This is a genomic window from Mesorhizobium sp. M2A.F.Ca.ET.043.05.1.1 (genome assembly GCF_003952445.1).
GTDB lineage: Bacteria > Pseudomonadota > Alphaproteobacteria > Rhizobiales > Rhizobiaceae > Mesorhizobium.
In genome coordinates this window covers 2,080,785-2,106,938 of the sequence record NZ_CP034446.1, presented here as the reverse complement: position 1 = coordinate 2,106,938, position 26,154 = coordinate 2,080,785, and the positions used below count along the sequence as shown (strand labels likewise).

Genomic DNA, 26,154 nt, shown 5'->3' with positions numbered 1-26,154 from the left:
CTCAGCCTTTGCGGGCCGGGCCGGTCGAGGCTCTGACGATCAGTTCGACACCCATCGTCTCGCGCCGCACCGCGCCGTCATGGTCGAGGATCATGCGCGCGGCGCGGCGGCCGATCTCGGTGATCGGCTGGGCGATCGTGGTCAGCGCGGGCGTGCACAGCGCGCCGTCCGGCACGCCGTCGAAACCGACGATGGAGACGTCGCCGGGACGTCCAGGCCCCGCGCTTTCAGCCAGTCGATGGCGATCAGCGCCATGCGGTCCGACATTGCCAGTATGGCGGTTGGCGGTTCGCCCTTGGCGAAGATCGCCTCGAGGCCGGCCCTGGTGCTCCTTTCCTCATTCTCGGTCTCGTAGACCGGGATTTTCGTCGTATCGATGCCGAAGCGGGCAAGCTCCTCGAAATAGCCGGCAAGGCGGTCGCGTGTTCCGGTGTAGAGCGCGCCGCGCACGATGTCCGGCGTGGCGAAGCCGGTGCGGTTGTCTGCGAAGGCCAGCGACAGCACCGCGAACCGGCGATGGCCGAGCTCGGCCAGATGGCGTGCGGCCAGCCTTGCGCCCGCGACATTGTCGACGCCGATGGCCGAGACGGTCTCGTCTTGGAAGCCGAGCTCCAGCGCCACGAAGGGCAGCCTTCGCTCGCGCGTCAGGTCGACAAGGCGCGAGCCGCCTTCGATGCAGAACAGGATGAAGCCGTCGACAAGCGCGCTCTGGATATTCCAGGCAAGCTTCTCCTGGTTGGCCGCCGACACCAGCGCGATGCCCGCGCCGGTGGCGTCGCAGGCTTCCGAAATGCCGGCCATCATGACGCGTGCGAAAGGATCGTCAAAGAAATAGGAGAGGGGCTCGGTGGTGGCGACGCCGATGGCGTTGACCTTGCCTGCGCGCAGCAGCCGGCCTTTCGGGTCCGGGCCGGCATAACCCATCTGTTCCGCCACCGCCTTGACCCGTTCGCGCACTTCGGCGCGCACGATCTCGGGCCGGCTGAAGACATTGGAAGCCGTACCATGCGAGACGCCGGCGGCCTTGGCGATGTCGGCCAGCCTGATCGGTCTTGCCTGGCCTTCGAGGAGTGATGCCATGTCGTTCCTCCGAATCCGGTCACGTCACCAACATGACCGCTGAATTGCTGCCGGTCATCTAACATTTTTGTTGGATCGATTCAAATTTCGGTTGACGGTGGGCAAAAGAAGTCTATGTTTTGAATCGATCCAAGTTCCGTGCTCCATGGTGGAGCGAATTTCGACAGGAGGATGCCATGCATCCGGTGAGCTATTTGTTCGAGGACATCTACCGCAACGACTGGAGCATCGCTTCGGCCGCTGTCAGCGAGAAGCGGCGAGGCAGGTCGAGTCCCTGGCGCCGCAAGCCGCGCTTCCTCGTAGAGCGTAAACGCGGCTGAGTCGCAGCCATTTTTCGCACCCGTACATTGGATCGATTCAAACCCAAGGAGAAGCATCATGCATCCGATTGGTCATCTGTTTCAGGACATCTACCGCAACTATTGGGGCATCACGCCCGGGACCGAGCAGCCTGAGCGGACCCGCCATGACGAACTGCCTGCGCGCGAGCGCAAGCGGCGAGCCGGCCGAAAATAGGCGCTGAGAAATAGCCTAATGCCGAGGGCGCCACACCGCCGTGACGGCGATCGCCGCCCAGCCGACGATCAGCAAGGTGCCGCCGATCGGCGCCGACATCGGGAACAGCCGCGAGCCTAGAAAGTCGCGGGCGAGCAGGTCGCCGCAGAACAGCAGCAGGCCCGCGAGCAGGGCGAGGCTGGCGATCCTGAGGCAACGGTTGCCGCCGGCAAGGCCGATGGCAAGTAAAGCCGGCGCATGCATCAGGAGGAAATTGGCGGCAGTGCCGGTAAAGGCGCCGCCGCGATGCGCGGCGGCGGCCGACAACGCCACGCCCGCCGCGCCGACGAGGCCGGCTGCCAGCACGAGGACGCGGCTTCCGCTGTCTGATGCTTGCCCGGTGAGGCTCATCCTGGATGCTCCATGGCGGTTGGGCGGAAGGCCGATCAAGACTCGCCTGCCTCGATCAGCATATGCCGCGCCCGCCTCGATTGGACAATCCAGTTGTAGGCAGCACCCAGCGCCATCAGCACCGCTGTGCCCAGAAACACCGAGCGCATGCCGAAATGGCCACCGACAAAGCCGCCCGACAGCGGCCCCGCGACCTGGCCGACATATTGCGCTGAGATTGCCAGGCCAAGCACGTTGCCGCCGATCCCGTCGGGGATATTGTGCCGGATGACGCTGGTGATGCAGGGCAACAATCCGCCCAGCGCCAGGCCCATCAGGAAGCGCAGGCCAATCAATTGCCAGCCATTGGTGACGAAGGCTTGCGGAATAAGCAGCAAGGCCGAGACGGCGAGGGCGCCGACTACGACGTTCCAGTGGCCGACGCGGTCGGCGAGCTTGCCCAGCCAGGACGAGGACAGAATGGTGCCGAGCGCGGCTGCCGACATGACGACGCCGGCGACCATGGTCACCTTGCTCTGGTCCTCGACGAACTGCTGCACATAGATGGTGATGATCGGCTCGATTGACATGGTGGCGAAGGCGAGCAGCATGCCCGTTGCCAGCATGGCTACGATCGGCCGCTTGTCGGGGATCTGCGACCAGCCGCTTTTCGGCTTCGCCGCCGAGGCGGGCTTCGGCACCGGCGGATTCTCCTTGATCAGGAAAGTCGTCGCCAGAAACGCCAGGAAGATGACGGCGCCGGAGAGCAGGAAAGTCGCGCGGATACCGATCAGCGGCGGCAGCAGGCCACCCAGCAGCGGCCCGATCAGCGAGCCGGCGGTGATGCCCGCCGCCAGCACGCCCAGCGCCCAGCCCGAGCGCTCCTTCGGCGTCTGCATCGCCACCAGGATCGTCGAGCCCGAGGAATAGCCGCCGGCAAAGCCGATGAGCAGCCGCAGCAGCACCAACTGCCACACGCTCTCAACCATGCCGGTCAGCGACATGCAGATCGCCATGCCGAACGAAGCGCGCACCAGCATCAGCTTGCGGCCGTAGCGGTCGCCCAGCCGGCCCCACAAGGGCGCCACCAGCGCGGCCGCGAAGAAGGTCGCGCCGTAAGCGATGCCCGACCACTGCACGATCGCCGCGTGGCCTTCGGCGCCGAGCTGCTCGACGTAGAGCGGCAGGAACGGAAGAAGCAGCGTCATGGCGATGAGTGTGCTGAACGAGCCAGCGAAGCAGACGGCGAGGTTGCGTCGCCAATGGATGTTGAAGCCGCTTTGTCCGGTTTCGTTGGGCGTCATGTCACGCTTGCCAATGCTGGGATTGTTATGGATACCAATTTGGGATACCAAACCGGTATTCGTCATGAACCTTGCCTTTGCCGCTGTCAATGCGGCTTTGAAGATCGGACCGACAATGTCGCAGATGCAGAATGTCGAAAGGCAGCTTCGCGAGATGATCCTCGGGCTGGAGATCGGCCCGGGCGAACGTTTGACCGAGCGTTGGATCGAGAGCCGGTTCGGCGCTTCGCGCACGCCGGTGCGGGCGGCGCTTCTGCGCCTGGAAACGGAAGGCCTGATCGGCCGCGACGGCCGCGGCTGGACTGTCGCGCCGATCAACCTCGCGGAGCTCGGACAGATCGCCGTCTACCGCGAGGCGGTCGAGGTCGCCGCGGTACGCCTGACGGCGACGCTCGAAGACCGTGGCGGCATCGATGTGATAGCGGCGATGCTCGATTCCTGCGATGCCGAGACGCCGCGCGAGGAGTGGCATCGCGTCGGCCTGGATTTCCACATCGAGCTGGCAAGGCTTTCCGGCAACGAGTTCCTATTGAGGGCCGTGCGCGATGCGATGACGAGGCTGTCGCGAGCGCGCTGGCTGGAGGTGCGGGATGAAAAGGCGCTCGGCCGCGCCTGGGCCGAACACCACGCCATCCTCGCCGCCGTCAGGAGCGGCGACGCCGAGCAAGCGGCTCAGCTGCTTTCCGCTCACATCGCCGGCAGCCGCGATCGGCTGGTCACCTCGCTGCATGATGATCGGCGCGGTCTGCGCGCAAGAGGGTTCGCGGTCGTCGCAGCGTAAAGTCTCGTGTGGCCATTCGCATTAGCAGGCTTGCAACATGGCCGGGAGAATGCTGTAGGAGACGAGGGGGATGAAGGCTGACTACCATTGACCATCTTGCTGAACTCGCGGACGCATGGCCACACTCGCTCGAACCGCCGCAAAGCTGTTCTACTATGCGCGCAATTTCGCGCGTGACCGCGCACCGCAGTCCCTGTTCCGCGGCCGCCTGGCCAGCCGGCTCGACCAAGCCAGGCTTTCAGGCAAGACCGTTCGCGAGCGTCTGAACTACTACAACAAGCTGGAACAGCCGTTCGTGCCAAGTGCCGACGCCGTGGCCGTCGGCAAGCTGCCGTCCGCTTCCAGCATGTATTATTACGACCTCAAGGAATTCGCCCGCTATTTCGATCCTGGCCTGCTGATCGAATTCGAATATGGCGATGTCGTCGGCATTCCGGAGGTGCCGAGGATCGTCAAGGACCGGCCCATCGGCGACGACAACGCCAACGGCGTGCTGATGAAGCTGAACAAGTTCCGCCACTTCTACATGCCGCCCGACAAGCTGTCTTTCGCCGACAAGCGGCCGATGGTGGTCTGGCGGGGGCATCTCAACAATCCGCTTCGCACCCGCTTCGTGGAAAAGGCCGCTGACCTGCCGTTTTGCGACGCGGGTTCCCACAAGCCCGACGCGCCGGACGGATACCGCAAGCCGTTCCTGAACATCGAGCAGCAGCGGCAGTATCGCTATATCGTCTCGCTCGAAGGCAATGACGTCGCGACGAATCTGAAATGGATCATGAGCTCCAATTCGCTCTGCCTGATGCCGGAGCCGACCTACGAAACCTGGTTTGCGGAAGCCAAGGTGGAGCCCAATATCCATTACGTGCCGCTCGAGCCTGATTTCTCCGACCTTGTCGACAAGGTGGCCTATTTCGAAAAGCATCCCGCCGAGGCGGCGCGGATAACTGCTGCCGCCAACGCCTATTGCCGCCAATTCGGCAATGAACAGGACGAGCAGGCGATCTCGCTGCTCGTCCTCTATAAATACTTCGTGCTGAGCGGGCAGATAAAGCCCGATCCGGAAGTCTGGCGCTTTATCGCCGACTGACTGTTAGGCGTGCGAGCGGTCGAGCACCTTGTCGGCCGGCCCGAACCGGTCCCTGGCGGTGAACTGCTGGTGCCAGTAGGGATAAAGCACCGGCGGCCGGCTGACCGCGTCAAGGCGCTGGCGCTCTTCTTCGGAGAGCGACAGGCTGGCGGCGGCGAGGTTGTCCTTGAGCTGCGTCTCGTTGCGTGCGCCGATCACCAGCGAGCTTACGGCCGGACGGCCGAGCAGCCAGGCCAGCGCGACCTGCGCCCCTGAAATGCCGCGCGCCTTGCCGATGTCGGAGAGCACGTCGACGATGCGCCACAGCCGGTCCTCGTCGCGGATCGGCGGTTCCCTCCAGCCGCCGAGCTGGCGCGCGGTCGGGCTGTCGCGATGATATTTGCCGGAGAGCAGGCCGCCCGCCAGCGGACTCCAGACCAGCACGCCGAGGCCCTGGTCGACCGAGATCGGCAGCAATTCGTATTCGGCCTCGCGTGCTTCCAGCGTGTAATGGATCTGCTGGGTGACGAAACGGGCCTGATGGCGGCTGTCGCTGACGGCAAGAGCCTTCATCACCTGCCAGCCCGACCAGTTGGAGCAACCGATGTAACGGATCTTGCCCTGGTTGATCAAAGTGTCGAGCGCCGCGATCGTCTCCTCGACCGGGGTGAGCCCGTCCCACTGGTGAACGAAATAGACGTCGATGACGTCGGTCCTGAGCCTCTTCAGGCTCTTTTCGCATTCGCGGATCAGATGGTGGCGCGACAGGCCCTCGTCATTCGGACCGGCGCCGATGCGCATGCGCGCCTTGGACGCGATCAGCACGTCGTTCTTGCGCTTGCCGCCAAGCGCCTCGCCGATGATCTCCTCCGAGAGCCCGTTGGAATAGACGTTTGCCGTGTCGATGAGGTTGATGCCGGCATCGATGCAGGTGTCGATGATGCGCCTGGCTTCCGAAAGATCGGAGTTGCCGACGGCGGCGAACGGGCCCGTGCCGCCGAAGGTCATTGTGCCGAGGGTCAATGTCGAAACCTTCAGGCCGGAACGGCCAAGGGTGCGGTATTCCATGTCGGATCCTCGCGATTTTGGTTTGAAGAAGCGCCGTGGCCGGCACCGAAAAAAGAGACGAGGGGATTTGTAGGACAAATCGGGCGGTTTGTCGCCTCGCTATCGATACGGATCGATCACATATCTTCTATATCGATCCTCGTTGCCGGCCGATTGCAATAAAACCGTCACTGCGCCTCTGTATCTCAGTCGGCTTAAGGAATGTCCGTCCGGAGCCGCGGCGCATTTCGAAGCGATGATGGCTGACAGGCGACGGAGCTGCGCGATGAATGAAGTGAAATCGAATTCCGGGGCGAAGGACTGGCTGGAAGCCGAGCTCGAGGACACGCTCGACGAAGACTATGAGCTGGAGATTTCCGAACCGGCGCTCTCGCTCGAGATCGCCAAGATCTACAAGAAGTCGCATCCGCCTTCCATCGAGCGGATGACCTACTTTCGCGAGCTGCTGAGGCTCCAGTCCGAACTGATCAAGCTGCAGTCCTGGGTCGCCTACCATAAGAAGAAGCTGGTGGTGATCTTCGAGGGCCGCGATTCCGCCGGCAAGGGGGGCGTCATCAAGCGCATCACGCAGCGGCTCAACCCCCGCATCGCCCGCGTGGTGGCATTGCCGGCGCCGACCGAACGCGAAAAGTCGCAATGGTATTTCCAACGCTACGTGCCGCATCTCCCCGCGGGCGGCGAGATCGTGCTGTTCGACCGCTCCTGGTACAACCGCTCCGGCGTCGAGCGGGTGATGGGGTTTGCCAACGCGGATCAGGTCGAGGAGTTTTTCCGCGACGTGCCGGAATTCGAGCGCATGCTGGTCCGCTCCGGCATCACGCTGGTGAAATACTGGTTCTCGATCACCGACGAGGAACAGCAGATGCGCTTCCTGATGCGCATCCACGACCCGATGAAGCAGTGGAAGCTGTCGCCGATGGACCTGCAGTCGCGCGTGCGCTGGGAGCAGTACACCAAGGCCAAGGAAGAGACCTTCGCCCGCACCAACATCAAGGAGGCGCCCTGGTTCATCGTCGAGGGCAACGACAAGAAGCGCGCGCGGCTGAACTGCATCGACCATCTGCTGCAGCAGGTGCCGTATGAGGAGGTTCCGCACGAGGAGATCACGCTGCCGGAGCGCGTCTTCAACCCGTCTTACGAGCGCCAAGTGCTGCCGCGAGAGCTTTACGTGCCGGAGAAGTATTGAGGCGCTTTCCTTCTCCCCGTTCCACGGGGAGAAGGTGCCCGAAGGGCGGATGAGGGGCAGCGCCGGCTTCGGTGATTGACCTTCAATTCGCAGCGTGGGCCCAAAGACCATGGATAGCTTATCGCTAATTTCCGACCGGCAGCGCTGCCCCTCATTGCCCTGCCGGGCATTTCTCCCCGTATAGTGACGGGGAGAAAGAGCTGTAATTACACCCGCCCGATCATCACATGCGTCGCATCGGCGGTCGCCACCTGCCCGGTGCAACGGTATCCCAGCTTCAGCATGTCGAGTCCGGCGAACAAATGCTCGCCCGAGCCGAGCAGGAGCGGCGAGACTGCCAGATGCATCTCGTCGATGAGCTTCTCCTGCAGATACTGCCGGACGGTCGAGACGCCGCCGCCGACGCGCACATCCTTGCCGCCGGCGGCTGCCTTCGCCTGTTCGAGCGCTGAGTGGATGCCGTCGGTGACGAAATAGAACGTCGTCCCGCCTTCCATCTCGATCGGCGCGCGCTTGTGATGCGTCAAAATAAAGGTCGGCACGTGGTAGGGCGGGTTGGGACCCCACCAGCCTTTCCAGTTGTCGTCCGGCCACGGACCACGGCTCGGCGCGAACATGTTGCGGCCGAGGATCCAGGCGCCGACATTCTCGAAGCTGCGCACCGCAAAATCGTCATCCGTATCGGTCGTTCCGCCTTCCTTGCCGATCATCTGGTAAAACGAGCGGGTCTTGATCATCCACTTGTGCAGATCTTCGCCGCCCACGCCGAGCGGGTTCTCGAGGCTCTGATCGGGACCGGCGCCGTAACCGTCCAGCGACAGGGTGAAAGCGTTGACGCGCAGCCTGGACATCATAGGCCTCCTGATCCAGTTGTGATTTGCAATCGGTCAACTGATAGCTTGACCGATTGCGAATTGCAAGCGGATAGGCAGCGGCATCGCGCCCGGCGGCATGATCCCGGTTTCGGTTTATGGATCTGACTCGGAAAAGCGGGCGGCCATGGCGCGCCGGTTCGTTCGTCCGCGCGTCCCGCTATTCCATCGCCAGGATGAGGTTGCGCACCACGGGATAGATTTCGCGTTCCCAGCGTTTGCCGTTGAAGACGCCGTAATGGCCGACATTGGCCTGCAGGTGATGCCGCTTCAGATGTGGGCGCAGCGAGCGGCACAGATCATGCGCCGCCGAGGTCTGGCCCAGCGCGCATATGTCGTCGCGTCCGCCCTCTACGGTGAGCAGCGCCGTGTTGCGGATCGCGCCGGGATCGACCTTGCTGCCGCGGAAGGTGAACGCGCCTGTGGCAAGCTCCGCCTTCTGGAACACCCGGTCGATGGTTTCGAGATAGAATTCCTCGGTGAGGTCGAGCACCGCGAAATACTCGTCGTAGAAAGTCTTGATCTTCTCGGCTTCGGCGGTCTCGCCGGCCGCCAGATGCTCATGGAGCTTGCGATGCGCTGTGACGTGGCGGTCGCTGTTCATGGCCATGAAGGCGGTGAGCTGCAGGAAGCCCGGATACACCCGCCGCCCGCCGCCCGGGTGGCGGAAAGGCACATGCGAGATGACGTAGCTCTGGAACCAGGCCAGCGACTTGCTGACGGCGAATTCGTTGACCTCGGTCGGGCTTTCGCGCGGGTCGATCGGCCCCGCCATCAGCGTCATCGAGCGCGGCGTTGCCGGATGCCTGTCTTCGGACATGACGGCGACGGCGGCGAGCGCCTGGACGCAGGGCTGGCAGACCGCCAGGATATGCGCCCCCGGGCCGATCGCCTCCAGAAAACGGATGAGGTAGTCGACATAGTCGTCCACGCCGAAGCTGCCAGCCGAAAGCGGCACGTCGCGGGCATTCGCCCAGTCGGTGACATAGACCTCGTGGTCGGCCAGGAGCGTCTCCACCGTGCCGCGCAGCAGCGTCGAGAAATGTCCCGACAGGGGCGCGACCACCATGACCTTCGGCTGGCGGGCGTCGATGTCCTTGGCAAAACGCAGCAGTTTGCCGAAGGGCAGGGCGAGCGCCGTTTCGACGGCGACCGGCACCTCGCGGTTGCCGACCCTGACAGTTTCGATGCCGAAATCGGGCCGCGTGTGGGTGAGCCTGAAACGGGTGATCATCTCCAGCCCGGCCGCGATGCGCCGTTTGGCGGCGTCGCCGAGCGCCATCCCGGCCGTCGCGGAACCCAACAGTTCGGCAAGAATGCGCGCCGGAGCTATGAGGTCGTCCTGGAGCTGGTAGGCCTGGTAAAGCATTGCGCCACGTTCCGCTGACAGCCCATCGTGCAGTGCAAAAAAGCTAGTGCAATTTATTTTGCATTGCGAGAGGATTATTGCCGGCGAAAGGCTTGGAGGTTCCACGACATGGCCAAGGCGGCGAAAGCGGTTGCGGCGAGGCCGGAAGGCGCGACAAAGGCGACGTTGACGATCTCGTCGAAGAACTACTCGTCCTGGTCGCTTCGCGGCTGGCTGCTGTGCCGCATGGCCGGTTTGGAATTCGAGGAGAAGCGCGTCGACATCGATGATCCGGAGCAGCGGCAGGAATTGCTGCTGCTGTCGCCGTCGGTGTTGGTTCCTCGGCTGACGCATGACGGCGTTACCGTATGGGATACGCTGGCCATCGCCGAATACCTTGCTGAGACGATGCCGGGCGCCGGCCTGCTGCCAGCCGAGCGCGTGGCGCGCGCCCATTGCCGCGCGGTGTCGGGCGAAATGCATTCGGGATTCCACAACCTGCGCTCGGCACTGCCGATGAACCTCAAGGCGAGGCACAAGAGCTTCAAGATCTTTTCCGGCGCGCGTCCCGACGTGGAGCGGATCAAGGCGATCTGGTCGGAATGCCTGGCGACCTATGGCGGGCCGTGGCTGTTCGGGGCATGGCCCACCATGGCCGATGCTATGTATGCTCCGGTCTGCACCCGCTTCCGCACCTATGCGGTTGACCTTGAGGCTCCGCTCGCCGCCTACTGCGAGACGGTCTTTGCCTGGCCGCTGATGCGGGAATGGACCGAAGGCGCGCTCGCCGAGCCAGAGGAGATCGTCGAGCTCGACGTGGAATTCTGAAGGCTGGTCAGTGGCGCCGCTGCTTGCCGGTTTGGCGGCTTACCCCCTCAGCATCTCCGCCACGGTCGGCGCGAAATAGGTCAGCACGCCGTCGCAGCCGGCGCGCTTCAGCGAAAGCAGCGATTCCAGCATCGCCTTCTCGCCGTCGATCCAGCCATTGGCTGCAGCTGCCTTGATCATCGAATACTCGCCCGACACCTGATAGGCGAAGGTTGGCATCTGCAGCTCGTCCTTCAGCCGGCGGATGATGTCGAGATAGGGGAGCCCCGGCTTCACCATCAGCATGTCGGCGCCCTCGACGAGGTCCTGCTCGGCCTCGCGCACCGCCTCGTCGGAATTGGCGTGGTCGATGTAATAGGTCTTCTTGTCGCCCTTGAGCAGGCCGGCGGTGCCGACCGCCTCGCGATAGGGGCCGTAGAAGGCGGAGGCGAACTTGGTCGCATAGGACATGATCGCCACGTCCTGGAACCCGTTGGCGTCGAGCGCGTCGCGGATGGCGCCGATGCGGCCGTCCATCATGTCGGACGGCGCGATGATGTCGGCGCCGGCGGCGGCCTGGATGACGGCCGCGGCCGCGACCTGCTCCACCGTCTCGTCATTGACGATGATGCCGTCGCGCAGGATGCCGTCATGGCCGTGGCTGGTGAACGGGTCGAGCGCGGCATCGGTGATGATGCCGATTTCCGGCACCGCGTCCTTGATGGCGCGCGTGGCGCGGTTGATGACATTGTCCGGGTCGAGGATATGCGAGCCGGTCTGGTCGCGCAGCGCAAGCTCGACATTGGGGAAGGTGGCGATCGCCGGAATGCCGAGCCTGGCGGCGCGCTCGGCTTCCCTCACTGCGAGATCGATGGAGAGCCGATAGACGTCCGGCATGGCGGCAATCGGCTCGCGTATGTTCTTGCCGTCGACGACGAAGATCGGCCAGATCAGGTCGTTGACCGAAAGCTGGTTCTCCTGCACCAGGCGGCGCGACCAGTCGGCCTTGCGCATACGCCTGAGCCGCCGGCTGCCGGTGATCTCGTCGACGCTGCGCGCGCCGGCAGGCTTTGCAGGGGTGAATTTGTTCATGGCCGAAACTCTCTTTTGCGCCGGCTTTTACCACGCGTCTTGGCCACTGACCAATGCGACACGATTGTGCCAGGGACGAAGCCCGTGGTTCCTCGCCCCCGCCAAGGCGGGGGAGAGGTGTCCGCGAAGCGGACGGAGAGGGGGCCTTCGTAGGACGGAAAGTCTTCCAATACGAGGCACTTTGCCGACGGAACCGGTGCTCCCCTCTCCGTCTCGGCTTCGCCGAGCCACCTCTCCCCACTGCGTGGGGCGAGGAACCTCAAGGCTGCCCGTGCCCCGACAGTATCTGCGCCGCGCCCCTGATCGCGACCCGGAAGGCCTCGTCGAAGCTGACGCCGCGCGCCTGCCAGCGATAGGTCTTGCCGCGATCGGCCAGCCGCCAGTCGGCGATCCAGCCAAGCTCCTTGTCGCTCCACACGATGCTGCCGGCGAGCGCCCGGGCCGCTCCCGCTTTTTTCGCGAGCTTGTCGAGCCTTGCCATATCGGCTTCGGAAAGCGCCTTCTCATCGAGCCCGCCAAGCTGCCCGGCCTTTGGAAAGGTGACGCGCATCAGCAGCGGACCGGCGGCATTGGCGAAGGATTCGCGCATCGCGTTGCCGCGCTGCTCGTCTTGCGTCAGCACGAAATGCCGCGCGCCCTGCTCGGCGGTCATGAAGACGGCGATTGGCGGCCGCTCGCCGGGCCAGGGCCTGCTGCCGAGCTGCGCCAGCAGCTTGTCGACCACAGCAGGCTTGTAGAGGCAGGTCAGGTCATGCGGTCGGTCATGCGTGCCTTGCTCGTCATGGATCGGAATGCCTTCGAGCCGGTCGCGGTAGCGGAAGGACTGGACGAAATCGGCCGCCTTCTCGCGCAGCGCCAGCATCTGCGTCTTCTGCGTCAGCCGCTGATCGCCCGAGACCTTGACCAGCACCTTGTCGAGGCAATCCTTGAAACCGATCTGCCGGTTCACGTCTCCGGTTCCGGTGACGATCGTTTGCGCCTGGTAAAGCTCGGCGGGCGTCGCGGCGATGACGGGGCGACAGACGAAACAGATGGCGATCATGCCGATCACCATGGCCGCGAGGCGAGAAAATCCGGGCATGGCTTGCCGTCCGGTTCACGATGCCCATTTTCTAGCACCGGGCGCGCACGGTGGCCAAGGCAGATTGCCGGCTAACCGAAGGAGCAAGGGCATGGCCTTCATCTGGTTCATCTATGCCGCCTGGGTTATGCTGATCATCTTCCTGACCGTTCAGGCGATTGGCGTGAAGCGGGACACCGAACCGCATCTGTTGCAGAGCTTCGGCTTGATGTTTGCCATCATCGCCGCCTTCCTGCTGCCGCGGCTGCCGATTTTCGACTTCGTCAACTTCGCACCCGTCGGCACGGTCCTGGGCGGCATCGGCGCCGCCATCACCGTCGCGGGCATGGCGCTGCTGGTCTGGGCGCGGCAGGCTCTCGGCCGCAACTGGAGTCAAACCGTTTCGGCCAAGCAGGAGCATGAGCTGGTAAGGTCCGGTCCATACAGTCGCCTGCGTCATCCCATGTACACGGGCGGCCTGCTCGCCTGTATCGGCTCGGTGATCGTGGTCGGCGGCCCCTTCGTCTTTCTGTTGATCCTGCTCGGGGCGATTTTCATCTGGAGGGTCGGTGCCGAGGATCGGCTTCTGGCGCGGCAATTTCCCGACGAGTTCCCCGATTATGCGCGCCGCACGAACGCGCTTATCCCGTTCGTCTGGTAGTCTGCCCGCGCAAGAGGCGCGGCCTGTCCCCGGTACTCGACAATTGACGTTGGCCCGGTCGCCGCTTAGCACTTCACCTCCCGCAGGCGCGGGGGAGGATTCTCTGACGATGGATTTTGGCGGCGGCGACGAGATCCGCTTCGAGCGGTTGGGCAGGGCGGGCGTGGTCACATTGACCCGGCCGAAGGCGCTCAACGCCGTCACGCATAACATGGTCAAGGCGCTCGGCAGAGCGCTGGACGCCTGGGAGGAGGATCCGGGCGTCGGCGTCGTCGTGGTCAAGGCCGAGGGCAGGGCGTTTTCCGCCGGCGGCGATATCCTGCACATCTACGAGGCCGGCCGCGCCGGCAGGCCGCCCATCGACTTTTTCGCCGACGAGTATCGGTTGAACGCCCGCATCGCGCGCTTCAAGAAACCCTATGTCGCGCTGATCGACGGCATCGTCATGGGCGGCGGCGTCGGCATCTCCTTTCACGGCTCGCATCGCGTGCTGACCGAGAACGCGCAGTTCGCCATGCCCGAGGTCGGCATCGGCTTCTTCCCCGATGTCGGCGGCAGCCATTTGCTGCCGGATCTCGGCGGCTCGTTCGGCATGTATCTGGGGCTGACCGGAAACCGCATCCGCTATGGCGACGCGCTGTGGTCGGGGCTCGCCACCCACACCATCAAGGCCGGGGACCAGGCGGGCCTGCTCGACGAGCTGGCGACGAGCGGCGACGCCAATGCCGAGCTGCGCGATTTCTTCGTGCCTGCAAAACGCGAGACGGAGCGGCAGGACCTGGAGGCGATCGCGCGCCACTTTTCGCAGAGCTCGCTCGCCGGCATCATCGACAGTCTGGAGCGGGCTGGGGCTGACGATGCCTTTGCCGCAAAGACCCTGGCGACGCTGAAGAGCCGCTCGCCGACCAGCCTCAACGTTGCCTGGCGCCAGATCAGCACGGGATCGACGCTGTCGATGGACGAATGCATGAAGATGGAATTCCGCATCCTCAACCGCATGCTGGCCGGCCACGATTTCTACGAAGGCATCCGCGCCGCCATCATCGACAAGGGGTCGACGCCCCAGTGGCGGCCAGCGAGCCTGGACGAGGTCAGTGCCGCCGACATCGACGCCTATTTCGCGCCGCTCGGAGACAAGGAACTCGCCCTGTGAGCGAGGTCACCTCCAGGCGTGTCGTGCTGCAGCCCTCGACCACCGAGGTCATCTTCGCCTGGTTCCAGCGTGTGATCGCCGGCTATTGCCTTCTGTTCGGCATCCTCTACTGGATCCGCCTGATCGGCATCTATCCCGGCGAATTGTGGCGCTTCGACCTGATGCCGGTGCATTGGCAGGTCGCGGCGACGACGCTTGCCGTCTTTTTCCCTTTCGCCGCGGCGGGGCTTTGGATGCTGGCGTCCTGGGGGCCGGTGATCTGGTTCATCTGCGCGGTGACCGAGACGGTGATGTATGCCGGCTTCCCCGATCTCTTTGGCCACCGCCTGCTGATCGTGATCTCGCACGCCAGCGTGGCGCTGCTTTATATCGTCTTCCGCGTGGTCATCTGGCTGCAGAAGCGCCAGCTCCGGCAGTAGGCCAAGGGTTGGTTTTCCGGGCCGATTTCGCGGCCCGTTTTGTCCCCAAATCCGTTGGCTAAATCTTTAGGTTAATTGTTCTTGCTCGGGTGACCCATCGTTAAGCGTCTTCCGAAACCTCTTACCGGTAAGCTCTTGTTAGCCCTGGCGTTTAAGTCGAATTTTATGAGTATTCGATAGTGTCGCGATCAAGGTGAAAAACAAAAAATCACCAAGGCGACAAACGAGAGGCAAAGACAATGATCAATTCGCGTCCAGCGGCGAAGACCGCAAACGTATCCGACGATCGCCGCGAGGCTATCCGTTCGCTGTACATGGAATCGCTGCAGCTGGTGGAGCGTCTGCACCGCCGTCTGCTTGACGTGATCAAGGACGAGTTCGACCGCAACGGCCGTTCCGACATCAATGCCATCCAGGCGCTGCTGCTCTTCAACATCGGCAATTCGGAGCTGACCGCCGGCGAGCTGCGCTCGCGCGGCTACTATCTCGGCTCGAACGTCTCCTACAATCTGAAGAAGCTGGTCGACCTTGGTTTCATCAACCACCAGCGCTCGCGCATCGATCGCCGCTCGGTCCGCGTTTCGCTGACGCCCAAGGGCAACGAGGTGGCCGACGTCGTCGCCGGCCTCTATGAGCGCCATGTCGGCTCGATCGAGGCCGTCGGCGGCATCAACACCGACGAGTTCAAGCAGATGAACCGCGCCCTGCAGCGGCTTGATCGCTTCTGGAACGATACGATCGCGTATCGGATGTAAGCGTTTGAGGAACATCGAAGCCGCGCCGAAGAAGCGCGGCCAAGGGGAAAGAATATGGGGCCGGTGCCGAACGCGCCGGTCCTTTCTTTTTGCAAAGGCGGCATCCACGGTAATTTGACCATCGCTGCGCGCGTTGAAGCTCTGTGCCTGACGGGGAGGGGCGCAGACTTTACAAGGCGCGCTGGCGTAGTTGCGATGCAAAAAGGCATCGCCCCCATTTCTTTCACCTCGCCCCCGCAGGCAAATCGCGGGCCAAGGCCACGTTGCCGCCATAATCGCGGTGGATGCGGATGACGGGTGAAGCTGCGGGCCTATGCCCTGCGCTCCTTGGAACCCGCGTGGCGGCAGCGAGTTTCTGGCGGCCGGCGAAGCGGGGTCATGGTTGGCGAATTGTTAAGTTTGCCGACCCTAGAGTGCGGACAAAGCCGCCCGGCAAGCGATTGAGCGAGAGCGATCAACAAAGAATGTCTGCCATGAGAACCAGCCGCCGTTTCTTCCTCACCGGAGCCTCCGCGCTCGCCGCCGCCATGGTTGCCGGCCAGGCCAGCGCCCAGGACGTGATCGGCGACATCCTGAAATCCTCGACCCGCGGCAATTGGGACGACCAGTTCGACGCACGCGCCAACGACACCAACAAGGTCGCCTCGACGCTGCCGATCTTCAGCCAGCAGACGGTGGCCTTCACCGAGCAGGCCGTGGCGCAGTACCAGAACATCGTCGCCCAAGGCGGCTGGGAACAGGTTCCGGCGACCAAGAAATTGCAGCTCGGCGTCGACGATCCGGATGTCGTGCCGCTGCGCAAGCGCCTGATGGTTTCGGGCGACCTGCCGCAAAGCGCCGGCATCTCGACGGCCTTCGATTCCTATGTCGATGCCGCGGTAAAGCGCTTCCAGCTCCGTCACGGCCTGCCGGCCGACGGCGCCATGGGCAAGTACACCTATACGGCAATGAACGTCCCGGCGCAGATCCGCCTCGGCCAGCTGCAGACCAACCTGCAGCGCCTGAAGGAAAAGGCCGGCACGCTCGGCAGCCGCTATGTGCTGGTCGACATTCCGGCGGCCCAGGTCGAGGCGGTCGAGAACGACCGCGTCGTGCTTCGCCACACCGCGATCGTCGGCAAGATCGATCGCCAGACGCCGATCGTGAACTCCAAGATCAACGAGATCATCGTCAATCCGTACTGGAATGCGCCGGTCTCGATCGTGCGCAAGGACATCATTCCGCTGATGCGGAAGGATCCCAACTACCTCAAGGACAGCCACATCCGCCTGTTCGCGCCGGACGGCAGCGAGGTCGATCCGATGACCATCGACTGGTCGACCGACGATGCCGCGAAATACCGTTTCCGCCAGGATCCGGGCAGCAACAATGCGATGGCCTCGGTCAAGATCAACTTCCCGAGCCCGGACGGCGTCTATATGCACGACACGCCGCAGCAGAGCCTGTTCGGCAAGCTGATGCGCTTCGACTCGTCGGGCTGCGTGCGCGTGCAGAATGTGCGCGACCTCGTCACCTGGATCCTGCGCGACACGCCCGGCTGGGACCGTCAGCATTTCGAAGCGGCGATCAAGACCGGTGAGAACACGCCGATCAATGTCGTCAACCCGGTACCGGTCCACTTCCTCTATCTGTCGGCCTGGTCGACAGCCCCCGGCGTCGTGCAGTTCCGCGACGACATCTATGCGCTTGACGGCGCCCAGGAGCTGCAGATCAGCTCGGCTCAGTAAGTAACCGATATAATTTGCAAAAAGCCGCCTATTGGGCGGCTTTTTTGTTGCGGCATGAGGGTTCTGCAGCCGGCGCCGTTAACCTCCAAGAAGGATGCACCCCGATATAGGCTAGAAATAACAAGAGGGCGATAAGGTATGCGTTGGCATATCAAAGCAATTGCAGTCGCGTTGGCCGTCGTTTTGGTGGCTCGATTTGCACTGTTTGACGACGCTGCGGAGTTCCGAAATTTCGCTGCATTGCTTATGCGGTACGGGCCAATGACTGTGGCGATCTGGGCGTTGGGGACTGTGCTTGCGTTGATAGCGATTTCACTGACGGCGAAACCCAAACAAGCGAGAGCCGTGTCGTTGCTGACCAGGGTAAACTACGTGCTGGTCGTAGTGCTAATCGGTGGCTCCTTCGCTGCATTTAAACTCGGCTTTTTAGCGTAAATATTCGCCCGACCTGCTAGCCTCTCTGCCGAACTGCTAGATCAGCCGCTGGTTCACCAGCCGCGCGACCGCTTGCGCGCGGTTGACGGCGCCCAGCTTGCGCCTGGCATTGTCGACATGGAAGCGCACGGTCGCTTCCGCGATGCCGAGGATGACCGAGATCTCCCAGTCGGTCTTGCCTTCGGCGACAAGCGCCAGGCTGTCGCGCTCGCGCGTCGTGAGCCTGACCGCGGTGGTCGGGGGCGGCGAGGTCAGGCTCATCAGCCTTTCCGTCAAGGCAAGGCCCGCCATGTGGATTGCGAAACGCTCGTCCGGCGCAAACTCCCGCCGATGAAAGCCGAGATGCAGCGAAGCGATCACGCCTTCCGCGCCGTAGGAGGTGGCGCAGAGCGCGTCGTCGATATTGGCTTCGCTCAGCGCCTCCCAATAGGCGCCGTATTGCGCATCGTCGTGCGGCGCGAAATCGCTGAAGCGGTAGCTCGTGCGGCTCTCGCGGATCGCGCCAAGCAGCGGATTGCATTCGAAACAGACATAGTCGAAGGCCGGACTGCCGGGCCAGCCGCTTGGCGCCAGCCTGGTGATGAAGCCGCCGGCCGCCCAATGGCTGGCCGAAGTCAGGATCGCCGCCGGCCGCCGGTATAGCCTCGTCTGCAGATAGGAGGCGCCGAAATCTTCCATTGCCGCGAAGAAGGCCGCGCTGGCGTCTTCGGCCGTAGGCGCCGCATACGCCGCCTCCACATGCGTCATCAATCGTGACAGCATCTCACACCCCAGTATCAACCCACCCGGGAAGACAGGGTTGCACGGGCCGTGCCATGCCGCAAGGGCAGGGGCGCTTCGTCTGTCAACCCGGCGATTTCGAGAGGTTGATGGAGTTGGCCTCTCGGGTATCAGGAAAGACGCGGCGCCAGCCACCCGCGCGCTTCCGGCGGAAGGGTGCGGACCCGGCGCCCTCTTCTGTATTTGCCACGCCGATTCCAGGGCCTTGGCGTGGCGGCCGGCCACCCGGCGCCCCCTAGCAGCCTTGCGCTGACGCCGGGTGCCGGCCGGTTTTTTCGAATTTGGCTGGCGCTCCAGATTATCGCGAGCCGCCGGATGCGCCCCGACATTGGGGGACGCTCTCGACCAAGCGCGGCGGCTGCGGCGAGAGAGCGGACGTGGGGCCGTCGGGGCGCATCTTCGGCTTGCTCAAATCTTCTGTGGCCGCTTCGAACGCCGAGCGCCGAAGCCCGCGATTCCGGCCGCATCGAGATCGAATTCAGGCTTGCCGGCATCGAGGCCGAGCGCGCCGAACTGCAGGCCATGCTGCGCCGCGGTGACATCAACGACCACACGGCGCGCAAGCTGTTGACCGAGATCACCTTCTCCGAAGCGATCCTCAAGGGCCGGGAACCGCGGGATTAGAACCAGGCGGCTTTATCTTGGCGCAAACCGGCCAGCAAATTTCGCGCCGCAAACGTGGCGGCCCGAAAACAACTGTGTTAATGCGCGGCGACCTCGCAGACCTCCGGCCCCAAGGGAAAGCAAGCCATGTCAAATGCAGCGGCAGCCTCCAGCAAATTCGTATCCTTCTTCGAGACCACGCTTGCCGACGCCGATCCGGAAATCTTCGGCGCCATCCGCAACGAGCTCGGCCGCCAGCGCCATGAGATCGAGCTGATCGCGTCGGAAAACATCGTGTCGCGCGCCGTGCTCGAAGCGCAGGGCTCGATCATGACCAACAAATATGCCGAGGGCTATCCGGGCAAGCGCTACTATGGCGGCTGCCAGTTCGTCGACGTGGCCGAGGAACTCGCCATCGAGCGCGCGAAAAAGCTGTTCGGCTGCAACTTCGCCAATGTCCAGCCGAATTCGGGCAGCCAGATGAACCAGGCGGTGTTCCTCGCGCTGCTCCAGCCCGGCGACACCTTCATGGGGCTCGATCTGAATTCGGGCGGCCATCTCACCCACGGCTCCCCGGTCAACATGAGCGGCAAGTGGTTCAAGGTCGTCTCCTACGGCGTGCGCAAGGACGATCACCTGCTCGACATGGACGTGATCGAGAAGACCGCGCACGAGACCAGGCCGAAGCTGATCCTGGCCGGCGGCACCGCCTATTCGCGCATCTGGGACTGGAAGCGTTTCCGCGAGATCGCCGATTCGATCGGCGCTTATCTGATGGTCGACATGGCCCATATCGCCGGCCTCGTCGCCGGCGGCGTGCACCCGTCGCCGCTGCCTTATGCCCATGTCGTGACCACGACGACGCACAAGTCACTGCGCGGTCCGCGCGGCGGCATGATCCTGTGCAACGACGAGGAGATCGCCAAGAAGATGAACTCCGCGGTGTTCCCGGGTCTCCAGGGCGGCCCGCTGATGCATGTTATCGCCGCCAAGGCGGTGGCCCTCGGCGAAGCGCTGAAGCCGAACTTCAAGACCTATGCCGAAAGCATCGTCGCCAACGCCAAGGCGCTGGCCTCCAGCCTGCAGGAGACCGGCCTCGACATCGTCTCGGGCGGCACCGACAACCATTTGATGCTGGTCGACCTGCGTCCGAAGAACGCCACCGGCAAGCGCGCCGAGGCGGCGCTCGGCCGCGCCAACATCACCTGCAACAAGAACGGCATTCCGTTCGATCCGGAAAAGCCGTTCGTCACCTCGGGCGTGCGTCTCGGCACGCCGGCCGGCACCACGCGCGGCTTCGGCCAGGCCGAATTCCGCGAGATCGGCAAGCTGATCGCCGAGGTGCTGGACGGTCTGAAGGTGGCGAATTCCGACGAAGGCAATGCGGCGGTCGAGGCCGCGGTGAAGGCCAAGGTCACTGCGCTGACCGACCGCTTCCCGCTCTACCCCTATCTCGGTTGATCCCTCCGCCGGCTGTCAGCCTTCGGTTGACCGGACGCCGCGCGTCATCTTTTATCCTCGCGCTTCGCGCCGCTCCCTGATCGGGCGGCGCGGCTTACCGGAGACTTGATGATGCGCACTTTCCACCTTGCCGCCCTGGCCTTGTCAGGCTCGCTGACCGCTTTCGCCCTGTCCGGCGCGGATGCGCAGGAGCAGACGCAGTCCGCCTCCGACATGCCGGCCACCAAAAGCTTCGGCAGGTGGACCACCATCATCGACACGCTGGATACCGGGCAGGACGCACACAAGACCTGCGCCGCCTCGACGGCTTTCGTCGATGGCGACGGCAACGCCGGCTCGCTGACGCTCTCGATCTCGACCGGCGACGCGCTGCCGCCGGACGCCTATCCGGCCATCATGTTCATCATCGACAACAAGACGCTTCCGACCGGCGACAAGATCGCCGCGACTTTCGGCGACCCCGGCGTAAAGGTGGCCGCGACCGTAAGCTCCAACGCGGCCGCGGGCGGCCGTCCGAGCTGGATGGTCGACGACCAGGCCAAGACCAGTCTTGCCCTGCTGCGCGCGATGCGCAAGGTGACGTCGCTCGATGTGACCTTCGGCAAACAGCAGGTCACCAGCATCCCGATGGACGGCTTCACCAAGGCCTATCGCAATCTCGGCACGTCCTGCGGGTTCTCGACCAAGGATGTCGCGCCCTGACACCTGTCGGCCGGCGGGGCGGGGCGCTGGCAATTATCCCCGCGCCTCGCTATCTCTGATACGAAGGCTCCGCGCTTTGCCGTGGCGGCAAAACAGACTAAGCCTGCGGCATCCCGAGAATCGCCAACCGAAAGCTCCCTATGCGCTGCCCCTATTGCCAGTCCGAAGATACGCAGGTGAAGGATTCGCGTCCCGCCGAGGATGGCGCGGCGATCCGCAGGCGGCGGGTGTGCCCGGATTGCGGCGGCCGCTTCACCACCTTCGAGCGCGTTCAACTGCGCGATCTCGTCGTCATCAAGAAGTCCGGCCGCAAGGTGCCTTTCGACCGCGACAAGCTGCTGCGCTCCGTCGAGATCGCCGTGCGCAAGCGCAATGTCGACCCTGAGCGCATCGACCGCGCCGTCACCGGCATCGTGCGCCAGCTGGAAAGCTCGGGCGAGACCGAGATCGCTTCAGGCGAGGTCGGCCGCTTGGTCATGGAGGCGCTGAAGTCGCTGGATGACGTCGCCTATGTCCGCTTCGCCTCGGTCTATCGCAATTTCCGCGAAGCCAGGGATTTTCACGAGCTGCTGGGCGAATTGAAGGGCGACGAGGAAAAGACCGAAGAGGACGCCGGCTGATCATGGCAGGACCGCGACTGGACGAGGCCGCGCAGGCGGCCCTTGATCGCCGCTTCATGGCCGCGGCCATCAGGCTGTCACGCCGCAATGCCGGCCGCACCTCGACCAATCCTTCCGTCGGCACCATCATCGTGCGCGATGACGGCGCCGGGCCGATGATCGTCGGCACCGGCGTGACCGCCGTGGGTGGGCGCCCGCATGCCGAGACAGAGGCGCTGGCCGAGGCCGGTGAATTGGCCCGAGGCGCCACCGCTTATGTGACATTGGAGCCTTGCGCCCATCACGGCCGCACGCCGCCTTGCGCCAACGCGCTGGTCAATGCCGGCGTAGCGCGCGTCGTCGGCGCCGCCAGCGATCCCGACTTGCGCGTCTCCGGTAAGGGCTACGCCATACTGCGCGCCGCCGGTGTCGAGGTGGTGGAGAAGGTGCTGGCAGCCGAAGCCGCAGAGCAGATGGCTGGCTATCTCACTCGTTCTCTGAAGAAGCGCCCGGAAGTAACTCTGAAGCTTGCGCTCTCGAGCGACGGCAAGATCGGCCGCAAGGGCGCCGGCCAGGTCGCCATCACCGGCGAGATCGCGCGGCGCGACGTCTATCTGATGCGCGCCGAGTCCGACGCCATCCTGATCGGCATCGGCACCGCGCTCGAGGACGACCCGGCGCTGACCGTGCGCCTGCCGGGACTGGAGAACCGCTCGCCGGCGCGCATCGTCCTCGATCGGCAGATCCGGCTGCCGGAGACATCCAAGCTGGTGTCCGGCGTCGACCGCGTCCCGCTCTATGTCGCCTCGTGCCTCGAAGCCGACCCGCACCGGCGGGCCGCGCTCGAACGCGCCGGCGTGCGCTTCATCGGCACCGAAACCCATGACGGCGTCGTCGCCCTGCCGGAATTGCTGGAAGACCTTGCCGCGCTCGGCATGGCAAGCGTTTTGGTCGAAGGCGGCGCTAAGGTGGCCAAGGCCTTCCTCGAGGAAGACCTTGTCGACCGTATCGTCCTGTTCCAGGGGCCGGACGCCATTGGCGAAGACGGTATTGCATCGCCGATCGACGCAGACCACATCCCGGCCGGATTTCGCAAGCTGCGCGACATGCGCTTCGGCGAGGACAGCTACGCCGAGTGGATAAGACCATGATCCCAAAAGTGGGAACCGGTTTTTGGATCAGATCATGGTCAAAACGAAAGAAACTCTCTGATGTTTACGGGAATTGTGACTGACGTCGGCACGGTAGCCGCTGTGAAGCCGCTCGCCGAAGGCGTCGGCCTGCGGATCGTCACCGCCTACGATCCGGAGACCATCGCCATCGGCGCCTCGATTTCCTGCGGCGGCGTCTGCCTGACCGTCACGGCGCTCCCCGAACACGGCTCGAACGCGCGCTGGTTCGAGGTTGAGGCCTGGGAGGAAGCGCTCAGGCTGACCACCGCGTCGAGCTGGAAATCCGGCACCCGGATCAATCTCGAACGGGCGCTGAAGATCGGCGACGAGCTCGGCGGCCACATCGTCTCCGGCCATGTCGACGGTACCGCCGAGATCATCGAGCGCAAGGAGGAGGGCGATGCCGTGCGCTTCACGCTGGAGGCGCCGCGCCATCTGGCAAAGTTCATCGCGCCCAAGGGTTCGGTCGCGCTCGACGGCACATCGCTCACCGTCAACAAGGTCGAAGGCACCCGCTTCGACGTGCTTCTCATCCATCACTCGCTGAGCGTCACCACCTGGGGCGAACGCCAGGCCGGCGACCGCGTCAATATCGAGATCGACACCATGGCCCGCTACGCCGCGCGGCTAGCGGAGGCAGCGAAAGAGGGGCTTTGATGGATCCCGCCGGAGCCGAAGAGAAGGCCGACCGCCGACAGATGACTCTTGACGCGTTGGCGGATGTCGATGCCGGCCGAGTGATCGATCACAGAGAGGTAGAGGCTTGGGTCAAGAACCTCGTAAAGCGCGTGGAGACCGTAACGCGCCGGCCTGACTAGGCCACAGAACGTCGCGCCCAGCATCTTCCGCTTGCGATCAACCTCGCTTCGGCCTAAGTCACCGGCAACCCCCGGAGACTTTTATGGCAGGCACATCCCAACACGGCAAAGCGTTCATTCGCCCGAAGGCGAAGGCGCATCTGCTCATTGTCGAAGCGCGTTTTCACGACGATCTGGCCGACGCGCTTCTGGAAGGCGCGACAGCCGCGCTCGATGATGCCGGCGCCACTTATGACGTCGTGACCGTTCCCGGTTCGCTGGAGATACCGGCCGTCATCACCTTCGCGCTCGATGGCGCCGCCGAAGGCGGCACGCATTATGACGGCTTTGTCGCGCTCGGCACCATCATCCGCGGCGACACCTATCATTTCGACATCGTCGCCAATGAATCGAGCCGCGCGCTGATGGACCTGGCGGTGCAGGAAGCGATCGCGATAGGCAACGGTATCCTGACCACCGAGAACGACGCGCAGGCATGGACGCGCGCGAAGAAGACCGAGGGCGACAAGGGTGGCTTCGCCGCGCGCGCGGCGCTGACCATGATCGCGCTCAAAGAGAAATTCGGAGCCCAATCGTGACCGAGTCTGCCTCGACCGGAGCGGTGCGCCACGCCAACAAGCGCGGCGCCGCCCGTCTTGCTGCCGTCCAGGCGCTTTATCAGATGGATGTGGCCGGCAGCGGCGTCTTCGAGATTACGGCTGAATATGAGGCCTTCCGCCTAGGCAAGGAAGTCGATGGCGCGCTCTACCGCGAGGCGGACGCGCAATGGTTCCGCGCCATCCTGACCGGCGTTGTCGAGAACCAGAAGACCATCGACCCCGTCATCCGCCAGGCGCTGACCGAGGATTGGCCGTTGTCGCGGCTGGATTCGACGCTGCGCGCCATCCTGCGCGCCGGCGTCTATGAATTGATGAAGCGCGAAGACGTGCCGGTGGCCGTGATCGTGTCCGAATATGTCGACATCGCAAAAGCTTTTTACGAGGAAGACGAACCCAAGCTGGTGAATGCCGTTCTCGATCGCGTCTCGCGCCGGGTTCGCGGCGAGGGGCGCGGCAAGGACGCTTCGTGACGACCGCAACGGCCGCGGTCGCCGCGACCGGCAGGGAAGGGCGCCGCACAGCCGTCCTGCTTGCCGCCGCGCAGGCGATCGTCGGTTCGGCCGCTCCGATCGCCATTTCGCTCGGCGCGCTGGCCGGTCAATATCTGCTCGGTCCCGATAAATCGCTGGCGACGGCGCCGGTCACCGGTTTCAATCTCGGCGTGGCGCTGGGAGCCTTGCCGGCCGCAGCCATCATCCGCAGCCTCGGCTATCGCGGCGGTTTCATGACCGGCACCGTGGTCACCGCGCTCGGCGGCCTGATCGCGACGCTAGCGCTCTTCCAGGCAAGGTTTTGGCTGTTTGCCTTCGGCCTTTGCGTGATCGGCGTCGGCGGCGCCTTCGTGCAGCAGTTTCGCTTCGCGGCCGCCGACAACGCGCCGCCCCAATTCAAGGCACGCGCCATCTCCTTTGTGCTAGCGGGCGGCATCGTCACCGCCATCCTCGGGCCGCAGATCGTCATTTACACCCGCGAACTGCTGGCCCCAGTCATGTTCGCGGGATCTTTCGCTTCGATCCTGCCGCTTGCGGCGGTTGGCGCGCTTGTCCTGTCGTTCCTGCGTGTGTCTTCAACGACCAACACCGTCACCGAAACCGCTGCAAGCGATGCCCGGCCGCTGGCTGAAATCGTCACACAGCCGCGTTTTGTCGCAGCACTTTTCTGCACCGTCGGCAGCTACGCGCTGATGAGCTTCGTCATGACCGGCGCGCCGCTCGCCATGGTCGGCTGCGGCCTGTCGGAAGACGATGCGACGCTGGGCATTTCCTGGCACGTCATGGCCATGTTCGGGCCGAGCTTCTTCACCGGCTCGCTGATCCACCGCTTCGGCGCCGAACGCATCCTGGCCACTGGCCTCGTGCTCCTGATCGGCTGCGCCACGGTGGCGCTTTCCGGGCTGCATCTGTGGCAATTCTGGACGGCGCTGATCCTGCTCGGGCTTGGCTGGAACTTCGGCTTCATCGGCGCAACGGCCATGGTCGCGGCCAGCTACCGCCCTTCAGAGAAGAGCAAGGTGCAGGGTTTCCACGACTTTGTCCTGTTCGGCTCCGTCGCCTTCTCCTCGCTCATGTCAGGTGCGATCTACAACGCATGGGGCTGGACGATGCTCAACTGGGTCGTCTTCCCGGTCGTCGCGCTTTGCTTTGTCGCGCTCGGCACGTTGAGGATGGTAGGCTCCCGCGAACTCTGAGGAAGGTGCCGAGGCCGTTCCGGCGACAAGTCCG

At 64.1% G+C, this 26,154-nt stretch carries 29 protein-coding genes and 1 pseudogene; 21 read left to right on the top strand and 9 right to left on the bottom strand.

Going from position 1 to position 26,154, the window contains the following annotated elements; genetic code table 11:
- Nucleotide 1 precedes the first annotated feature (1 nt).
- Nucleotides 2-1,080: pseudogene (locus EJ069_RS10175) on the bottom strand (LacI family DNA-binding transcriptional regulator).
- A gap of 176 nt (nt 1,081-1,256) precedes the next feature.
- Between EJ069_RS10175 and EJ069_RS32695 the strand changes: the two are divergent.
- Nucleotides 1,257-1,400: a hypothetical protein gene (locus tag EJ069_RS32695; RefSeq protein ID WP_189476263.1), complete on the top strand. Its 144-nt coding sequence runs from the start codon at nt 1,257-1,259 to the stop codon at nt 1,398-1,400.
- 58 nt (nt 1,401-1,458) lie between these two features.
- Nucleotides 1,459-1,596, top strand: coding sequence for a hypothetical protein (locus tag EJ069_RS32690; RefSeq protein ID WP_189476260.1), 138 nt, complete (start codon nt 1,459-1,461; stop codon nt 1,594-1,596).
- 15 nt (nt 1,597-1,611) lie between these two features.
- On the opposite strand, the gene EJ069_RS10170 is transcribed toward EJ069_RS32690, so the two are convergent.
- Both EJ069_RS10170 and EJ069_RS10165 read right to left on the bottom strand, forming a co-directional pair.
- Nucleotides 1,612-1,986, bottom strand: a complete 375-nt coding sequence (locus EJ069_RS10170; protein WP_126061155.1) for a DUF423 domain-containing protein — start codon at nt 1,984-1,986, stop codon at nt 1,612-1,614.
- Nucleotides 1,987-2,021: 35 nt separating this feature from the next.
- Complete coding sequence (locus EJ069_RS10165) at nt 2,022-3,269, bottom strand: MFS transporter (protein WP_126061154.1); 1,248 nt, start codon at nt 3,267-3,269, stop codon at nt 2,022-2,024.
- A 115-nt stretch (nt 3,270-3,384) separates the two neighbouring features.
- Here EJ069_RS10165 and EJ069_RS10160 point away from each other — a divergent pair, with 115 nt between their 5' ends.
- Both EJ069_RS10160 and EJ069_RS10155 read left to right on the top strand, forming a co-directional pair.
- Nucleotides 3,385-4,050 (top strand): GntR family transcriptional regulator, encoded by a 666-nt coding sequence (locus EJ069_RS10160; protein ID WP_126064678.1) that lies wholly within the window; start codon nt 3,385-3,387, stop codon nt 4,048-4,050.
- Nucleotides 4,051-4,165: 115 nt separating this feature from the next.
- Nucleotides 4,166-5,137, top strand: coding sequence for a glycosyl transferase family 90 (locus tag EJ069_RS10155; RefSeq protein WP_126061153.1), 972 nt, complete (start codon nt 4,166-4,168; stop codon nt 5,135-5,137).
- A 3-nt stretch (nt 5,138-5,140) separates the two neighbouring features.
- On the opposite strand, the gene EJ069_RS10150 is transcribed toward EJ069_RS10155, so the two are convergent.
- Entirely contained in the window at nt 5,141-6,184 is a 1,044-nt protein-coding gene (locus EJ069_RS10150; protein ID WP_126061152.1) for an aldo/keto reductase, read from the bottom strand.
- Between the two features lie 265 nt (nt 6,185-6,449).
- On the opposite strand from EJ069_RS10150, the gene ppk2 reads away from it, so the two are divergent.
- Nucleotides 6,450-7,370 (top strand): polyphosphate kinase 2, encoded by a 921-nt coding sequence (gene ppk2 / locus EJ069_RS10145; RefSeq protein WP_042640102.1) that lies wholly within the window; start codon nt 6,450-6,452, stop codon nt 7,368-7,370.
- Between the two features lie 206 nt (nt 7,371-7,576).
- On the opposite strand, the gene EJ069_RS10140 is transcribed toward ppk2, so the two are convergent.
- A complete protein-coding gene (locus tag EJ069_RS10140; RefSeq protein WP_126061151.1) occupies nt 7,577-8,221 on the bottom strand; it encodes a dihydrofolate reductase family protein in 645 nt (214 codons plus the stop codon).
- A gap of 181 nt (nt 8,222-8,402) precedes the next feature.
- Entirely contained in the window at nt 8,403-9,611 is a 1,209-nt protein-coding gene (gene phaZ / locus EJ069_RS10135; protein ID WP_126061150.1) for a polyhydroxyalkanoate depolymerase, read from the bottom strand.
- 108 nt (nt 9,612-9,719) lie between these two features.
- On the opposite strand from phaZ, the gene EJ069_RS10130 reads away from it, so the two are divergent.
- Nucleotides 9,720-10,418, top strand: a complete 699-nt coding sequence (locus EJ069_RS10130) for a glutathione S-transferase family protein (RefSeq protein WP_126061149.1) — start codon at nt 9,720-9,722, stop codon at nt 10,416-10,418.
- 39 nt (nt 10,419-10,457) lie between these two features.
- On the opposite strand, the gene hemB is transcribed toward EJ069_RS10130, so the two are convergent.
- The gene (gene hemB, locus EJ069_RS10125) at nt 10,458-11,489 is read right to left on the bottom strand and encodes a porphobilinogen synthase (protein ID WP_126061148.1); all 1,032 of its coding nucleotides are present in this window, start codon (nt 11,487-11,489) and stop codon (nt 10,458-10,460) included.
- A gap of 259 nt (nt 11,490-11,748) precedes the next feature.
- Nucleotides 11,749-12,531: a DUF2066 domain-containing protein gene (locus EJ069_RS10120; protein ID WP_245456493.1), complete on the bottom strand. Its 783-nt coding sequence runs from the start codon at nt 12,529-12,531 to the stop codon at nt 11,749-11,751.
- Between EJ069_RS10120 and EJ069_RS10115 the strand changes: the two genes are divergently transcribed.
- The 6 genes from EJ069_RS10115 (at nt 12,521) to EJ069_RS10090 (ending at nt 17,699) form a co-directional block, all read left to right on the top strand.
- Nucleotides 12,521-13,210 carry an isoprenylcysteine carboxylmethyltransferase family protein gene (locus EJ069_RS10115; protein ID WP_189476257.1) on the top strand — a complete coding sequence of 230 codons (690 nt, stop codon included), beginning with the start codon at nt 12,521-12,523 and terminating at the stop codon, nt 13,208-13,210. The genes EJ069_RS10120 and EJ069_RS10115 overlap by 11 nt on opposite strands.
- Before the next feature lie 109 nt (nt 13,211-13,319).
- Nucleotides 13,320-14,363, top strand: a complete 1,044-nt coding sequence (locus tag EJ069_RS10110) for an enoyl-CoA hydratase/isomerase family protein (RefSeq protein WP_126061145.1) — start codon at nt 13,320-13,322, stop codon at nt 14,361-14,363.
- On the top strand, nt 14,360-14,782 hold the full coding sequence (locus tag EJ069_RS10105) for a DUF6163 family protein (protein WP_126061144.1): 423 nt from the start codon (nt 14,360-14,362) through the stop codon (nt 14,780-14,782). The genes EJ069_RS10110 and EJ069_RS10105 overlap by 4 nt, the downstream gene beginning before the upstream one ends.
- Before the next feature lie 239 nt (nt 14,783-15,021).
- A complete protein-coding gene (locus EJ069_RS10100; RefSeq protein WP_040983294.1) occupies nt 15,022-15,537 on the top strand; it encodes a MarR family winged helix-turn-helix transcriptional regulator in 516 nt (171 codons plus the stop codon).
- 473 nt (nt 15,538-16,010) lie between these two features.
- Nucleotides 16,011-17,264, top strand: coding sequence for a L,D-transpeptidase family protein (locus EJ069_RS10095; RefSeq protein ID WP_126061143.1), 1,254 nt, complete (start codon nt 16,011-16,013; stop codon nt 17,262-17,264).
- Between the two features lie 138 nt (nt 17,265-17,402).
- Nucleotides 17,403-17,699, top strand: coding sequence for a hypothetical protein (locus EJ069_RS10090; protein WP_126061142.1), 297 nt, complete (start codon nt 17,403-17,405; stop codon nt 17,697-17,699).
- Nucleotides 17,700-17,735: 36 nt separating this feature from the next.
- On the opposite strand, the gene EJ069_RS33720 is transcribed toward EJ069_RS10090, so the two are convergent.
- Complete coding sequence (locus tag EJ069_RS33720; protein WP_126061141.1) at nt 17,736-18,461, bottom strand: LuxR C-terminal-related transcriptional regulator; 726 nt, start codon at nt 18,459-18,461, stop codon at nt 17,736-17,738.
- Between the two features lie 228 nt (nt 18,462-18,689).
- Here EJ069_RS33720 and EJ069_RS10080 point away from each other — a divergent pair, with 228 nt between their 5' ends.
- The 9 genes from EJ069_RS10080 to EJ069_RS10040 all read left to right on the top strand — a co-directional run bounded on the left by EJ069_RS10080 (nt 18,690) and on the right by EJ069_RS10040 (nt 26,120).
- A complete protein-coding gene (locus EJ069_RS10080; RefSeq protein WP_126061140.1) occupies nt 18,690-19,103 on the top strand; it encodes a hypothetical protein in 414 nt (137 codons plus the stop codon).
- A gap of 126 nt (nt 19,104-19,229) precedes the next feature.
- Nucleotides 19,230-20,543, top strand: coding sequence for a serine hydroxymethyltransferase (glyA, locus tag EJ069_RS10075; RefSeq protein WP_126061139.1), 1,314 nt, complete (start codon nt 19,230-19,232; stop codon nt 20,541-20,543).
- 108 nt (nt 20,544-20,651) lie between these two features.
- The gene (locus EJ069_RS10070; protein ID WP_126061138.1) at nt 20,652-21,245 is read left to right on the top strand and encodes a hypothetical protein; all 594 of its coding nucleotides are present in this window, start codon (nt 20,652-20,654) and stop codon (nt 21,243-21,245) included.
- Nucleotides 21,246-21,385: 140 nt separating this feature from the next.
- Nucleotides 21,386-21,865 (top strand): transcriptional regulator NrdR, encoded by a 480-nt coding sequence (nrdR, locus tag EJ069_RS10065; protein ID WP_040983276.1) that lies wholly within the window; start codon nt 21,386-21,388, stop codon nt 21,863-21,865.
- Nucleotides 21,866-21,867: 2 nt separating this feature from the next.
- On the top strand, nt 21,868-22,995 hold the full coding sequence (ribD, locus tag EJ069_RS10060; protein WP_189476254.1) for a bifunctional diaminohydroxyphosphoribosylaminopyrimidine deaminase/5-amino-6-(5-phosphoribosylamino)uracil reductase RibD: 1,128 nt from the start codon (nt 21,868-21,870) through the stop codon (nt 22,993-22,995).
- A gap of 60 nt (nt 22,996-23,055) precedes the next feature.
- On the top strand, nt 23,056-23,673 hold the full coding sequence (locus EJ069_RS10055) for a riboflavin synthase (RefSeq protein WP_126061137.1): 618 nt from the start codon (nt 23,056-23,058) through the stop codon (nt 23,671-23,673).
- A 244-nt stretch (nt 23,674-23,917) separates the two neighbouring features.
- Nucleotides 23,918-24,412, top strand: coding sequence for a 6,7-dimethyl-8-ribityllumazine synthase (locus EJ069_RS10050; RefSeq protein WP_126061136.1), 495 nt, complete (start codon nt 23,918-23,920; stop codon nt 24,410-24,412).
- Nucleotides 24,409-24,903, top strand: a complete 495-nt coding sequence (gene nusB, locus EJ069_RS10045) for a transcription antitermination factor NusB (protein WP_126061135.1) — start codon at nt 24,409-24,411, stop codon at nt 24,901-24,903. The genes EJ069_RS10050 and nusB overlap by 4 nt, the downstream gene beginning before the upstream one ends.
- A complete protein-coding gene (locus EJ069_RS10040) occupies nt 24,900-26,120 on the top strand; it encodes an MFS transporter (RefSeq protein WP_126061134.1) in 1,221 nt (406 codons plus the stop codon). The genes nusB and EJ069_RS10040 overlap by 4 nt, the downstream gene beginning before the upstream one ends.
- Nucleotides 26,121-26,154: the final 34 nt, after the last annotated feature.